We start from the raw sequence: 13056 nt of genomic DNA, 5'->3' as shown, positions 1-13056 counted from the left end.
AGGAATTGTTATGACTTATCTTGCCTTAGCACGTAAATGGCGACCAAACAAATTTGATCAGGTAGTTGGACAGTCACACGTTCTGACTGCGCTGGAAAATGCTCTGGCGCAGAACCGGCTGCATCATGCTTACCTGTTCAGCGGCACGCGTGGTGTCGGGAAAACCACCATCGGCAGACTGTTTGCCAAAGGGTTAAATTGTGAAACGGGGATCACCGCCACGCCTTGTGGCCAGTGTTCTACCTGTCAGGAAATTGACCAAGGGCGCTTTGTCGACCTGCTTGAAATCGACGCCGCGTCACGTACTAAGGTCGAAGATACGCGCGATCTGCTTGATAACGTCCAATACAAACCGGCACGCGGCCGCTTCAAAGTCTACCTGATAGACGAAGTCCATATGTTGTCGCGGCACAGTTTCAATGCCTTGCTGAAGACACTGGAAGAGCCGCCTGAGTATGTGAAATTTTTGCTGGCCACGACAGATCCGCAAAAGTTGCCGGTGACGATATTATCCCGTTGCCTGCAGTTTCACCTCAAGCCGATCACGGTCGATGCCATCCATCAGCAACTGGATTATATCCTGCAGCAAGAGCAGGTCACGTCAGAGCCGCGGGCTCTTGGCATGCTGGCACATGCCGCTGACGGCAGTATGCGTGATGCACTGAGCCTTGCCGATCAGGCGATCGCTCTGGGCAATGGTCAGATTGAGACTGAAGCCGTTGCGCATATGCTCGGCACGCTGGATACCGACCAGGCAATAGAATTGCTCGAGGCGATCAGCAGTAAACAGTGTCAGCGCGCGCTGGATGCAGTAAATCAGTTTGCCCTCAATGGCGTCGATTGGGATGGCTTATTGCAGCAACTTGCCAGCCAGTTACACCGGATTGCGCTATATCAGGCACTGCCTTCCACTCTGGATAAGTCGTTGCCGGACAGTGAAAAGATAGAGCAGTTGGCGCGAGTGTTAACTCCGCAAGATGTGCAGTTAACCTATCAGATTGCTCTGAAAAGCCGTCAGGACCTGTCGTTGGCTCCGAATGAGCGAACCGGCCTGGAAATGGCGGTACTGCGGATGATGGCATTTCGCCCGGTCACGCCGGAGCTGAATATCATCAGCACTGAAACCGCCAAAACTCCAGTTGCTGCGCCTCAAGTATCCGCTCCGCAACAGCTTTCCGCTCAGCCGGCCAGGCAAACGCCTCAGGCCGTATCTTCGGAACAGCCAGCAGCAACAACGCCATCTCAGCCAGCACCTGCTGCACAGGAGCCGCGCCAGCCAGCCCAAAGCTACCCGCAATCCAGTGCGGAACCTGAGCCGCTGGCTGAAGACGATGCCATTGACCCGAGTTACCAACAGTATCTGGAATCTCAAACTGCCGAGCGCGAGCCAGAGGTTAACAACCAACCTCCGCAGCCACAGGCTGGTTCTGATTCAAAACCAGGTTCAGCACCTAAACTAAGCGGCCTGCGCCATCAACTGCGCTCGCAGCGTAAAAATCTCGATAACCAGGGCGGACGGGGCGACAGTACAAAAAAGACTAACGCGACAGCGAAAGAGCAGGAATCTGTTTTAGATCGAATTGCCAAAAAGCAGGGCAGTTCCACTTCGTTGTCGCCGGGCTCCGCTCATTTTGCTAATGCTACCGCCACAGAAGAGAAACCCGCTGAGCAGGAACCTTATCAGTGGCGGCCCAGCCAACCGGTTGAACAGACTGCCGAGCCACAATTGGCGCCGGCATTACTGAAAAAATCGATAGAGCACGACAAAACGCCGGAAATGGCCCAGCAGCTGGTGGAGGAGTCAGTGGTTCAGGATCCGTGGTCAGCGTTAATCCAACGGTTAGAAACGCCAAAACTGGTCGAGCAACTGGCCCTTAACTCGGTATATGAGCGCAGCGGTGACACAGTGACCCTGACACTACGTGAAGCCCACGCACATTTGCATAGCGACAACGCTCAGCAGGCACTTAATCAGGCCATTAACCAGGCGCTGGGTGAACAGTGTCATCTAAATATTCAATTGGGAGAGCAGGGTGAAACGCCGCTGGAGCTGCGAGAGCGTCTCTACCAGCAAAAATTGCAGCAGGCGCACACCAGTTTAGATGCGGATCCCAATGTTAAATTTATTCAGCAACGCTTTGCTGCGGAACTCGACCGGGAAAGTGTGCGTCCAATATAACGATAGTGGGGTTGAATATTGAGATTACACCCCCATTTCACTCACTAACAAATCAAACCAGAGAGATAAACATGTTTGGTAAAGGCGGTATGGGCAACTTGATGAAGCAAGCCCAGCAAATGCAAGAGCGTATGCAAAAGCTTCAAGAAGAAATCGCAAATATGGAAATCACCGGTGAAGCAGGCGCAGGCTTGGTGAAAATCACCATTACCGGTAGCCATAGCGTTCGTCGCGTTGAAATTGACGAAAGCCTGATGGAAGACGACAAAGAGATGCTGGAAGACTTGATCGCCGCTGCGTTCAACGATGCGGCTCGCCGAGTTGAAGAAACCCAGAAAGAAAAAATGGCGTCAGTCACTGGTGGTATGCAGTTACCGCCAGGTATGAAAATGCCGTTCTAATCCATTCAGGATAGATTAAATGCGTACCAGTAATATGCTGGATCATTTGATGGAGGCCTTACGCTGCTTACCTGGGGTTGGCCCCAAGTCAGCACAACGTATGGCCTTTCATCTATTGCAGCGAGACCGTAAAGGCGGCGTTCAACTGGCCGATGCACTGAGTCAGGCGATGACCGAAATTGGCCATTGCAGCGAGTGCCGAACCTTTACCGAAGAAGAAACCTGTCATATTTGCAGCAATCCAAAACGGCAGCAGAATGGCCAGGTGTGTGTGGTGGAAAGTCCTGCGGATATCGCTGCGGTAGAAGCTACCGGTCAGTATTCCGGTCGTTACTTCGTGCTGATGGGGCACTTGTCGCCACTGGACGGAATCGGCCCTTCTGACATCGGTTTAGATGTGCTTGATCACCGTTTGAACCGGGGTGATATCTCTGAGGTGATTCTGGCCACCAACCCGACCGTAGAAGGTGAGGCGACCGCGCAATACATCGCCGAGCTGTGCAAGGCGCACCAGGTTGAGGCCAGCCGGATTGCCCACGGTGTACCGGTTGGTGGCGAGCTGGAGCTGGTGGACGGCACCACCTTATCCCACTCGCTGTTAGGGCGTCACAAGCTTTAATCCAAGAGCCGCAATCGCGGCTTTTTTTGTGGCAGAAATTCGGGCTCATCCCAGCGCCCGCTGTCATTCATACTCAGCTTCTTCGCTTTGGAGCTCAGTCCGATATCCCGTGCCAATACACTTTCTATACAATTGCATACACACTCTGGCTACTTTCCGACCAGGCATACTACTTACACTAAAGGCCGTATTTATTACCTGATTGGCTTAATCAAGCTCCAGAACCTACCGGATTTTGCGGTTTGATTACTCTTTAGTGAAGGAACTGAACTATGACCCCGAAACAGTTTACCCGCTTTGCATTCGTGCTGGCGGGTAGTATGGCTATTGCGGCCTGCAATAGTAACAACTCAACCAGCAAACCAGTGAAAACGGAAGCGAAACTGGGCACTTATTCGACTGTCAGCTGTAAAACCATGTTGGGTAGCAACGAATACCCGCCAAATGCCGTTTGTGGCTATTTGAATACGCCTGAGAAACATGCGGTAGGTGAGGATAAAGGCTCGAACAAGCGCTTCAAGGTCGCGGTGATGAAAATTCCGGCAATAAACAAAGATGCCAAGCCGGACCCGATTGTCTTTCTGACGGGTGGCCCTGGTTCCTCGGCTATTAATATGGCGGGAGAGTTAACCCAGAAGCCAATGAACTATTTGATTGAAGACAGGGACCTCTATCTGGTGGACCCGCGTGGCACCGGGTATTCGCAGCCGTCTTATACGTGCTCTGAGTTTAATGGCATGGTACCTACGTCTGCGCAGTTGGCGGCGTGTCGCAAGCGCCTGGCTGATAAAGGGGTGGATTTTGCGGCCTTCCAGAGCGTGCAGCTGGCCAACGATATTATTATGCTTCGAAAGGCACTGAAAATTGACAGCTGGAATCTGTATGGCATTTCCTATGGTACTCGCCTGGCCGAAACTATAGTTCGGGAAGATTCAAGTGGTATCCACAGCGTAGTCATGGATGGGGTGTTCCCGATAGAGGTTAATGGTATTTCCGATGCGCCATGGGGTTACTATTACAATTTAAACCGCGTCGTGCAGGCCTGTACCAACACTGATTGGTGTGAAGGGCACAAGGTGCATGTGATGATTGAAAAGGCAATCAGTGATCTGCAGAACATGGGTAAGCCAGAAGCTGCGGCGCGCTACATCAGTACTATTTCGGAAAACATGGGCAATAGCGGGGTGATCCAGTACATCAATGCGGTGGATGGCGATCTCAGCTATGCGATTGAACAAGATGAAGAGGAAGACGAGGAGGTCTTTTACGCCCCGATGGCCTTCTCGATAGTCTGTTCTGAAGAATACCCGTTTTTAGGTCAAACAGCATTGTCCGAGCCCGATAAAAAACTTTGGTCTCAGGGCACTCAGATTGTGGTCGATAAGATGAATCATATGGGTTTTAGTAAAGAAAACTGTAAAGTCTGGGATGTAAAACCGGCAGGCGATATTGAAACTCAACCGGTCAGTAACCATCTTCCGACACTGGTACTTAATGGCCGAAATGACGAACAGACTGCTCCGGAATGGGGGGATCTTGCGCTCAAACATAAGTTCGCTGGCTTTAGGGCGACCAATAATTGGGGTGGACATGTTCAACTGTTATCAGATAACCCGCACCGTAAATGTATCGATGGCATAGTGACGAATTTTCTTGATGAGTACTACAACGAGCGAACAAACGGGTCTATCGACCCAACGGAGTGTGTCAGTAAAATTCCCAAATTTACGTACCCGATGCCGACTGCGGAGGATCAAGAGTAGTCTGGCTGGCTTGATATGGCGAAAGGCTCGCAACGCTAAGTTACCAGTAAGCAATAGAGAAAAGCAAAAAGCCGCAATCGCGGCTTTTTTAACATTTTATAATCGAGGTTCAGGATACTAGGTTAACCGTTCCAACTCGGCTATGGTGTCCATCGCTTGCTGGTTGGAGCTGCCGCAGACACTCGGGCACGGTTTAAACGCCAGGCACACTTTCGGCCGCTCCGGCTTACCGAACAACTTACACAGATTCTGTTCATTTAGCTGTACGCAGCGCACTCCGGCAGGCTTGCCATGAGGCATTCCCGGAATAGCGGATGAGATGCTGGGAGCGATACAACATGCCCCGCAACCTAGACGACACTCCATCTTAGCGACCTTCTTGATTGATTCGGGCGGATAGTAGCAAAATTCCAAGCGTGACACAGCTCATATTTTACCCTTGAACTTTATAGGTGATAGCGGTATAAAACCCACCCACACAGCAGTTGAGTAGAGTTTGATGAGTACACCATTTTGGCAGAGCAAAAGTCTGGAACAGATGACCGAACAGGAATGGGAGTCTCTGTGCGATGGCTGTGGTAAATGTTGCCTGCACAAGCTAATGGACGAAGATTCTGACGAAGTCTACTACACTAACGTGGCCTGTAGTTGGCTGAACAGCGACACCTGCTCCTGCAAAGATTACCCGAATCGTTTCAATTCCGGCGAAGAGTGCCTGAAACTGACCCGCGACAAAATCGCCGAATTCAACTGGCTGCCAGACACCTGCGCCTACCGGCTATTAGCCGAGGGTAATCCCCTTCCTGAGTGGCACCCGCTGATCACCGGCTCAAAAGCCGCCATGCATGCCGCAGATGAGAGCGTGCGCAATAAAGTCGTCTATGAAATCGATGTGGTGGACTGGGAAGACCATATCCTGAATCATCCGAATAAGTAACCGCTAGCGGCTTGGTCAGTGAGCTCGCCAGGTCATCAATCCGTATCTGAATTGCCAATCAGGCAGAGTTAGGTGGGTTTAGCCCCTGCGGATACAGGGGCTAAGAGGGTTTTAGGCTTGTTTAGGTTCAGGCGTAAGCGTCTCTTCGCCTTGGTTGGCTTTGTCCAGCATCTTACGAATAATCACAGAACACACCAGCGCGATAGCAACCATTACCACGGCCAGTACCGTCAGTAGCTGGAAGTAATCGCCGTATACGGTCTGTACAATTTCCTGGGTGATCTCCTGGCCTTTTTCCAGCGCGATAGAGGTAGAGAACACCGCACCAACAATGCCGCTAAGTGCGATGGCAACTGAAAACAGGCTGACTGAGAAGTTCTCAATGTGCTTAGGTGCCACTGACAGGATAAATGCCACCACCAGACTGCCAACGATCACTTCTGCAAACGCCTGGAAGAAGTGGATGGCCAGGAACACTTCCGGACGAATCACCGCATCAGCTCCCACTTGAGTGACGGCCAGAGTCAGAATACCAAACGCGATGGCAGTCATGATAAAGGCAAAGCCGATTTTGGTCGCAGTAGAAAAGTTGATGCCACGTTTTTCCAGTGAGGAAAAAGTCACCGCAATCACAGGACCGGCGACAATACACCACAGCGGGTTCATTGCCATTGAGGCTTCTGGAGCAATCGGAATGATGCCGAACAAATCGCCACGCATGGTGTTGATGGTCACCATGGTCATTGAAGTCATCATCTGGCCGTAGTAGACGAAGAAGCAGGTCGTCAGAACGGTGACGATCAGAATGGTACCCATTTTCAGGGCGTCTGATTTCTGTGACTTCATCATCAGTGAGATGAAATACAGAATCGCCGCCGCGCCAATGCCATAAACGATGTTTTTACCGATATCCATGTTCGAAAACATGAAAAACACTAAGCCAACCATCGCGGCAGACAAAGCCAGGAATGCCATCCAGTTTTTGCCGCTTACAGACGATTGATCGATATCCGCACCGACATTGACCAGAGATTTATTGAAGACAATCAGGGTGATAAAGGCTAAAGCGGCCATTATGGCGGATAGGGCGAAACTGCCGTTAAAACCAATTGCCAGAACAAACATTGGGAACAGGTACTGACCAAGCAGTGCGCCAACATTATTCACCGAATAGTTCACTGGATAGCCGTTTTCAAAGTCTTCTTCTGTTTTAAAAGTGCGCTTGTACAAACTAGGGTAAGAAGGAGACATCAGGCCGCGAGCGTAACTCGCCAGGGCAATACCCACCAGGCTCATCGGCACATTGTTGGCGGAAGCGCCCAGCACCAGCAGGGTGTATCCGGTAGCAAATGTACCGTATGCGATGGTCAGTGAACGGTACGCGCCAAGGAACTTGTCCGCGATAAAACCGCCAGCGATCGCAAACAGTGGCCCAATAGACGAGAACGCGCCTACTACCATCATGGTATCTGCCTCACTGTAGCCGAGGTCTTCCAGGAAGAAGCGGGTCAGGATGACCATTACGCCGTAGAAAGATAAGCCAAACATCGCTTGGCAGAACATCATGGACTTATTGAGTTTATTCCACATAAGAATCTCACTTATTGTGATTGTGTAGTATTTAACACTAAATATTTTATCATTAGTGGATATTAATAAATCGTTACAAATGTCATTTATTGACTACGAGTAGCACGATAATTTCTATCTATTCGGATAGAAATTTCTAATGGGTTATGCACTCAATGATCGTGTAGGCTTAAAGGATTCAAGTCCCCGCTGTGGTAACCGTTAGCTGTGAAGTCACTCCCGTTCACACCGCCAATGGGCAGCTATAACACGCAATGGAGCAAGCAATTTAATGAAGATTTTCAGCAACTTTGACAGTGGCAATATTGAAATTGTTGACCTGCAAGACAAGGACAATATCCAGCTACGTATCCGCAACGACAATCAGTCTGAATTCTATCAGTGGTTTCATTTTCGACTTGAGACTCAATCTGAGCAGCTGCATACCTTGCGTATCCTGGATTTGGCCAAGTCAGCTTACCCAGAAGGCTGGCAGGGCTATGACGTGGTGGCATCCTACGACCGGGAAGAGTGGTTTCGCATCCCGAGTGAATTTGACGGTGACACTCTGAGTTTTTCCGTTCTGCCGCAAAGCAGTTCAATCTATTTCGCCTATTTTGCGCCGTACGGTTATGAACGGCACCTGGATTTGCTGCATCAGGCGCAGAGCGCAGAGCACTGCACTCTGGAAACTCTGGGCCATAGTCTGGATGGCAACGACATGAGCCTGCTGACCTTTGGCCAGCCAGATGAAGGCAAAAAGAAAATCTGGCTGATCGCCCGCCAGCACCCGGGCGAGACCATGGCAGAATGGTTTGTTGAGGGTATGATTCAGCGCCTGCTGGATGATAATGATACTGGAGCCCGCGCGCTCCTGGAGCAGGCCGTGCTGTATGTTGTGCCCAATATGAACCCGGATGGAAGCATACGAGGACACTTACGCACCAATGCGGTGGGCGCCAACCTTAACCGAGAATGGCAAACTCCGTCACTGGAGCGCAGCCCGGAAGTGTATCTGGTGCGTGAACGTATGCTGGCTACCGGCGTTGACCTGTTTCTGGATATTCATGGAGACGAAGCCATTCCCTATAACTTTGTTGCCGGTTCAGAGGGTATTCCGTCCTACGATGAACGTTTAGCCGATCTTGAGTTCGCGTTTAAGCAGGCGCTATTGACCATTACACCGGAATTTCAGGATGAGAAGGGCTACGACAAAGACCAGCCTGGTAAAGCAAATCTGACTATTGGCTCTAACTGGGTTGCGGAGCAGTTTAACTGCTTGTCTTACACCATCGAAATGCCGTTTAAGGATAACAATAATTACCCGGATCCGCTGTACGGCTGGTCGCCAGAGCGCAGCATGCTGTTTGGCCAGGATGTGTTAACTGCGGCGTTAGCGGTCGTGAATCGACTGTAACCCAGCTAGCTTCTGGCTGGTACCTGTACAAAGGAGAGCACCGGAGCTAAGCCTTTTAACTCCGGTGCTGCAAGTTGGCGGATTACTGATTTCGCAAAATCAACCGGGCGTTATGAGGCTGGATTGGGCGGTTATTATGGCCCATTGTATCAACCAGCGCGGCTTGCTGTGCTGAAGTGAGCGATTTTGCTTCCGGTAACACTATCCAACGGACGCCTTCGCTACACGGAGGAGTCGTCAGCGAACCATTAAAGCGGTAGTAGTGATCCAGGTTCGGCAGTAGCTGTTCGACCGGCAGTGACGCGACACTGACTTGCTGGCCGTTTGCAGGCAGGGTTTTAAGCAGTTTGCTCAGGGCGGGATCCTGGCTGCCAATTTTATACATCACAGAAACAACCGCCAGCTGCCCGTCTGCATTAGCATGGACGAAATGTGCTTCAAGCGGAAACTGTTGGTCATTCAACCGGTTTTCAGATGGGGTATGAAAATGGAACTGTTTCAGGGTAAATTTCTGCCCGTCTAGTTCCAGTGTATTGTCGCCGGCAACACTGGCCTGAATCGTGTGGCCATTATTGTTGAGCTGAGTCACCATGCCTGGGTAGCTTAGTTTAAGCGGCTCAAGATTCGCTTCAGTAGCCGATTGAATATTCACCGGACTCTGGTTTTGTCCTGTCGCACAGGTCTTGGCGACCTCACCCCAGTGCTCTGGGCCATGCGCGCCATGATATCCCCATCCCTCTGCCTGAGCGGTGCCCGCTGTGCACGCAGCCAACACTGCCGCAACGATTACTTTGTTCATGGTTCCTCCTGGAATGACTAATCTTCAAAGTTGATAAAACGAATGACGCTTATGTTACTCGTTGCTAACTCTCTACAACTGAAGTGAAAAATTAGATTGCGGCGGCTTCGCTATAGAAAAATGGTTTGATGACAACGGGCATACATAGACAAAATAACCGTACAACCTTGTTGTGAATATGGTTGTAATTAACTGAATTTAAGCTATTTTTAGCCAGAAGAAATTAACTTTCGTTATAGGCTCACCGGTGGCCGAAAGGTGCCGCTATCCGAGTTCTTGTATGTGATTTTTCCGGAGTATGTTTTTTGAGTGAATATCACGATTTATCCCAGCAGATCGCCCAGTTAGCCAAAGCCGAACCCCAGCAACAGCTGGATCAGTTATCCGAGATGGTGGAGCAGGGGATTGATGAAGGCTCACTGGCGCTAATCTTAGAAGCCTTTCCACTGGAACAACGTGAGCGCATGTGGCGCAGCCTGCCATTGGAACTGCATATTGATGTACTGACCGAAATGCGCGCCGATGTGCGGGTCTCTATCATCAAGGCACTCAGCGAGACCGAATTGAAATTCGTGCTGGCGAAGCTGGATAACCTGGCACTGCTCGAATGGGAAGATTCGCTACCGGATGAGATCGTCAGTGAAGCGTTAAGCCTGATCAGCCGTGATGAGCTGGAGCTATACGACCAGGCCAACCAGTTTGAAGATGATCAGATTGGCCGCTGGGCGAACCGAAAAGTGCTGACACTGCCGTTTAGCGTCAGTTGCCGGCGGGCAAAGCAGTTAGTGGATAAACACCACTACGAGTCACCAGACTATATCTACCTGATCAACAAAAACAAAAAATTTCAGGGACTGATTCGGTTCAGTGATCTGCTGCAGGCTGACGACGGGGTGAAGTTGAATAGTCTGGTTAAGGAAGAGCTGGTTACCGTCAATGCCAGCCAGAATCTGTCCGATGTAGTCGAAGCGATGGAGTTCGCCGACCTACCGGTTGTGGCGGTACTGAAAGATGACAACAGCTTAGTGGGCGAAATTAACTGGCAGTTTGCTCTGGGTACGCAGCGCGAACAGTATGAAGCCAGGTTGATGGCTGGTACCGGTATTGATGAAGGGGACGATCTGTTCGCTCCGGTGGTACGAAGCTCGAAAAAGCGCGGCATATGGCTTGGGATTAACCTGTTAACGGCGATATTGGCGTCAATTACCATCGGGCTGTTTGAAGATGTCATTGCGCAGGTGGTGGCATTGGCGGTACTGATGCCAATCGTGGCCTCGATGGGCGGTATCGCCGGCAGTCAAACCCTGACTCTGATGGTAAGGGCGATGGCGCTGAATCAGATCACCGCCGGCAACCGGATGGCGCTGCTGAAAAATGAGCTGGGTATCGGCTCAATTAACGGCCTGCTCTGGGCGCTGATTATTGGTGCCATCGCCGGGATATGGTTTCAGTCTGCACTGCTGGGAGCGACCATTGCTCTGGCGATCATCGTCAATATCATTACCGCCGCGCTGTTTGGCGTATTGATACCGGTCGTGCTGGATAAGTTTGACCTCGACCCGGCACTGGCAGGCTCGGTGGTACTGACGACCGTCACCGACGTGGTCGGCTTTTTTGCTTTCCTCGGTACTGCCAGCCTGGTGTTGCTCTGATATTGGCTATGCTGGTGAGCACGGGCAGCAGATTATGACTCGGCATCAAAGCGGGCCTGGCGAGCCTGGGCCATGGTGCAGCCCGTCTCTGCCATCATTTCCGCCAGAGTGAGGTTAGGGTTCTGTTTTACCATCTGCTGAAGCCGTTCCGGCAGCGGCTGAATAGCCTCGCGTTTGTCGTTAAGCTGGCTTTGTATCCGGTTGATCAGGTAACTGAGTTCGAGAGCCTGAAGCTGCTTTAGCTGCTCAAGCCACTGAGAGAATTGCTCAATGTTGCCCGATGCCTGCCAGTTGCGTGACCGTCTTACCCGTTTGAGTTTACAGCCGCAGGTCTCGGCCTGTTGTCTGGCGAGTTTGACCTGATCGCCACCAATTCGGTGGATTAAGGCGGGGAATGAGATGGTGATTTGGTGCTGTTCCATAGCCAGACAGTATGCCCTGTTCCGCCGTGCGATGCTACGCTGCCAAGTCACCTTAATCAGTCACGCGGCAGAGTGCCGGGCAGTCAGCACCCGGCACAGAACTTATCCTTGTGACGTTCGGCTGGTTTTACGATCCCTGCTGTTGGTTGTTGATGATGTCATTTAGCAGCGCGTCAATCACATTCACCACCTGGTCACTGGCGCTTTCCATCTGCTCCATATGATCGATCAGAGTGGAGTTATCCTCTTTAAGGCCGGCTTTTAACGCCTCCCGGCCGGAATCATGCACGTTCTGATGTGGCGTATTGAGACGGGAGAAACTGGGCAGATGAGAATACTGCTGCGACCCCGCGCCTTCGAAGTACCACTTGCCTAAGCGACATTCGGTGTGAGAATTGAGCGGGGATTCAAACTGTCGCTGTTTGATCTGCATATAGACATTACATTTCCACACCGCATGATCCAGTTTGACGGTATCTAAGAATGACCGCGCCGCCGCAATACTGATGACACCGTGCATATGCTGAGTTTTATCCAGTACCGTCGAAACGATGTCTGAAATGGCGTCAGACGACTGATGCACTTGTTGCGCGTAGCCCTGAGTGTGGTGGATAGAGGACTTTATTTCATCGGCTTGCTGCTGGATCTGATTTACCAGGTGCTCGATTTTGCCGCTGGCGTCATTGGCTTTACTGGCCAGGGTACGTACTTCATCGGCGACCACCGCGAACCCGCGGCCGGCTTCGCCAGCTCGGGCCGCTTCAATTGCAGCATTAAGTGCCAGTAAGTTAGTCTGGGCGGAAATCTCCTGGATGGTGCCGACCAGTTGGCCGATAGAGACGGAAGTTTCAGCCAGTGTCTGTGCCGAAGCCATACTGGCGTCGGCGTGGTGACCGATATCGCCGGCACAACCGGAGAGCTGTGTCAGTGCGTCGGTGGTTTGGCTGAACATCTCATCCAGTTGTTGTAACTGCTGATTCTCTTCCATCAGATTCTCAGCACTTTGCGCCAGACCATTGCGAATGGATTCCAACATGCCACAGCCGCGCAAATGGCTGCTCATGGTGGCGGCATCGAGCAAATTGTTGCCACTTATCTGGGCGATTTCAGTTTCCAAAAACTGAATTTCCTGTTTCAGCCTGGCAGTTTCCTGCTCGTGGGCCGCGCGTTCTTGTTGCAGTAATTCTTGTAGGGATTGCAGTTCAGATTTTGTTTTTGATTTGAATAGCATAGACAAGCTCATTATTTTTATAGTTGTTAATATTACAGTATGTGAATCTGTAATGGGCGAGTGATAT

12 protein-coding genes are annotated in these 13056 nt (G+C 51.1%); 7 read left to right on the top strand and 5 right to left on the bottom strand.

Translation table 11 applies throughout. From position 1 onward, the window contains the following. Nucleotides 1-10 precede the first annotated feature (10 nt). The 4 genes from dnaX (at nucleotide 11) to ACQY6F_RS01135 (ending at nucleotide 4962) form a co-directional block, all read left to right on the top strand. Entirely contained in the window at nucleotides 11-2179 is a 2169-nt protein-coding gene (gene dnaX, locus ACQY6F_RS01150) for a DNA polymerase III subunit gamma/tau (RefSeq protein WP_428771615.1), read from the top strand. A gap of 71 nt (nucleotides 2180-2250) precedes the next feature. Further along, entirely contained in the window at nucleotides 2251-2580 is a 330-nt protein-coding gene (locus ACQY6F_RS01145; protein ID WP_428771613.1) for a YbaB/EbfC family nucleoid-associated protein, read from the top strand. A 19-nt stretch (nucleotides 2581-2599) separates the two neighbouring features. Further along, nucleotides 2600-3199, top strand: coding sequence for a recombination mediator RecR (gene recR, locus ACQY6F_RS01140; RefSeq protein ID WP_428771611.1), 600 nt, complete (start codon nucleotides 2600-2602; stop codon nucleotides 3197-3199). A 272-nt stretch (nucleotides 3200-3471) separates the two neighbouring features. Then, complete coding sequence (locus ACQY6F_RS01135) at nucleotides 3472-4962, top strand: alpha/beta fold hydrolase (RefSeq protein ID WP_428771609.1); 1491 nt, start codon at nucleotides 3472-3474, stop codon at nucleotides 4960-4962. Nucleotides 4963-5079: 117 nt separating this feature from the next. Here the strand turns inward: ACQY6F_RS01135 and ACQY6F_RS01130 are convergent, their stop codons facing one another. Continuing rightward, nucleotides 5080-5328 carry a YkgJ family cysteine cluster protein gene (locus ACQY6F_RS01130; RefSeq protein WP_428771607.1) on the bottom strand — a complete coding sequence of 83 codons (249 nt, stop codon included), beginning with the start codon at nucleotides 5326-5328 and terminating at the stop codon, nucleotides 5080-5082. Nucleotides 5329-5461: 133 nt separating this feature from the next. Here ACQY6F_RS01130 and ACQY6F_RS01125 point away from each other — a divergent pair, with 133 nt between their 5' ends. Then, the gene (locus ACQY6F_RS01125) at nucleotides 5462-5899 is read left to right on the top strand and encodes a YcgN family cysteine cluster protein (RefSeq protein WP_428771605.1); all 438 of its coding nucleotides are present in this window, start codon (nucleotides 5462-5464) and stop codon (nucleotides 5897-5899) included. 111 nt (nucleotides 5900-6010) lie between these two features. Here ACQY6F_RS01125 and ACQY6F_RS01120 read toward each other — a convergent pair whose 3' ends face one another. Further along, nucleotides 6011-7489 (bottom strand): peptide MFS transporter, encoded by a 1479-nt coding sequence (locus tag ACQY6F_RS01120; RefSeq protein WP_428771603.1) that lies wholly within the window; start codon nucleotides 7487-7489, stop codon nucleotides 6011-6013. 271 nt (nucleotides 7490-7760) lie between these two features. Here ACQY6F_RS01120 and ACQY6F_RS01115 point away from each other — a divergent pair, with 271 nt between their 5' ends. Beyond that, on the top strand, nucleotides 7761-8885 hold the full coding sequence (locus tag ACQY6F_RS01115; RefSeq protein ID WP_428771601.1) for a M14 family metallopeptidase: 1125 nt from the start codon (nucleotides 7761-7763) through the stop codon (nucleotides 8883-8885). Nucleotides 8886-8967: 82 nt separating this feature from the next. On the opposite strand, the gene ACQY6F_RS01110 is transcribed toward ACQY6F_RS01115, so the two are convergent. Beyond that, nucleotides 8968-9684 (bottom strand): carbonic anhydrase, encoded by a 717-nt coding sequence (locus ACQY6F_RS01110; RefSeq protein ID WP_428771599.1) that lies wholly within the window; start codon nucleotides 9682-9684, stop codon nucleotides 8968-8970. Between the two features lie 305 nt (nucleotides 9685-9989). Between ACQY6F_RS01110 and ACQY6F_RS01105 the strand changes: the two genes are divergently transcribed. After that, nucleotides 9990-11336, top strand: a complete 1347-nt coding sequence (locus tag ACQY6F_RS01105; RefSeq protein WP_428771597.1) for a magnesium transporter — start codon at nucleotides 9990-9992, stop codon at nucleotides 11334-11336. Between the two features lie 32 nt (nucleotides 11337-11368). Here the strand turns inward: ACQY6F_RS01105 and ACQY6F_RS01100 are convergent, their stop codons facing one another. Then, complete coding sequence (locus tag ACQY6F_RS01100; protein WP_428771595.1) at nucleotides 11369-11758, bottom strand: ribosome recycling factor family protein; 390 nt, start codon at nucleotides 11756-11758, stop codon at nucleotides 11369-11371. Between the two features lie 127 nt (nucleotides 11759-11885). Further along, a complete protein-coding gene (locus ACQY6F_RS01095; protein WP_428771593.1) occupies nucleotides 11886-12989 on the bottom strand; it encodes a methyl-accepting chemotaxis protein in 1104 nt (367 codons plus the stop codon). Nucleotides 12990-13056 lie beyond the last annotated feature (67 nt).

The sequence above is a fragment of the Vibrio sp. genome, assembly GCF_050299255.1.
Lineage (GTDB): Bacteria > Pseudomonadota > Gammaproteobacteria > Enterobacterales > Vibrionaceae > Vibrio.
The sequence above is the reverse complement of the archived record's forward strand: the minus strand, read 5'-3'. Positions and strand labels throughout refer to the sequence as shown.

Coding starts and splice junctions, on each gene's coding strand:
- ACQY6F_RS01135 (WP_428771609.1), top strand. CDS start 3,472: ATGACCCCGAAACAGTTTACCCGCTTTGCATTCGTGCTGGCGGGTAGT.
- ACQY6F_RS01145 (WP_428771613.1), top strand. CDS start 2,251: ATGTTTGGTAAAGGCGGTATGGGCAACTTGATGAAGCAAGCCCAGCAA.
- recR (WP_428771611.1), top strand. CDS start 2,600: ATGCGTACCAGTAATATGCTGGATCATTTGATGGAGGCCTTACGCTGC.
- ACQY6F_RS01120 (WP_428771603.1), bottom strand. CDS start 7,489: ATGTGGAATAAACTCAATAAGTCCATGATGTTCTGCCAAGCGATGTTT.
- ACQY6F_RS01110 (WP_428771599.1), bottom strand. CDS start 9,684: ATGAACAAAGTAATCGTTGCGGCAGTGTTGGCTGCGTGCACAGCGGGC.
- ACQY6F_RS01130 (WP_428771607.1), bottom strand. CDS start 5,328: ATGGAGTGTCGTCTAGGTTGCGGGGCATGTTGTATCGCTCCCAGCATC.
- ACQY6F_RS01115 (WP_428771601.1), top strand. CDS start 7,761: ATGAAGATTTTCAGCAACTTTGACAGTGGCAATATTGAAATTGTTGAC.
- ACQY6F_RS01100 (WP_428771595.1), bottom strand. CDS start 11,758: ATGGAACAGCACCAAATCACCATCTCATTCCCCGCCTTAATCCACCGA.
- dnaX (WP_428771615.1), top strand. CDS start 11: ATGACTTATCTTGCCTTAGCACGTAAATGGCGACCAAACAAATTTGAT.
- ACQY6F_RS01125 (WP_428771605.1), top strand. CDS start 5,462: ATGAGTACACCATTTTGGCAGAGCAAAAGTCTGGAACAGATGACCGAA.
- ACQY6F_RS01095 (WP_428771593.1), bottom strand. CDS start 12,989: ATGCTATTCAAATCAAAAACAAAATCTGAACTGCAATCCCTACAAGAA.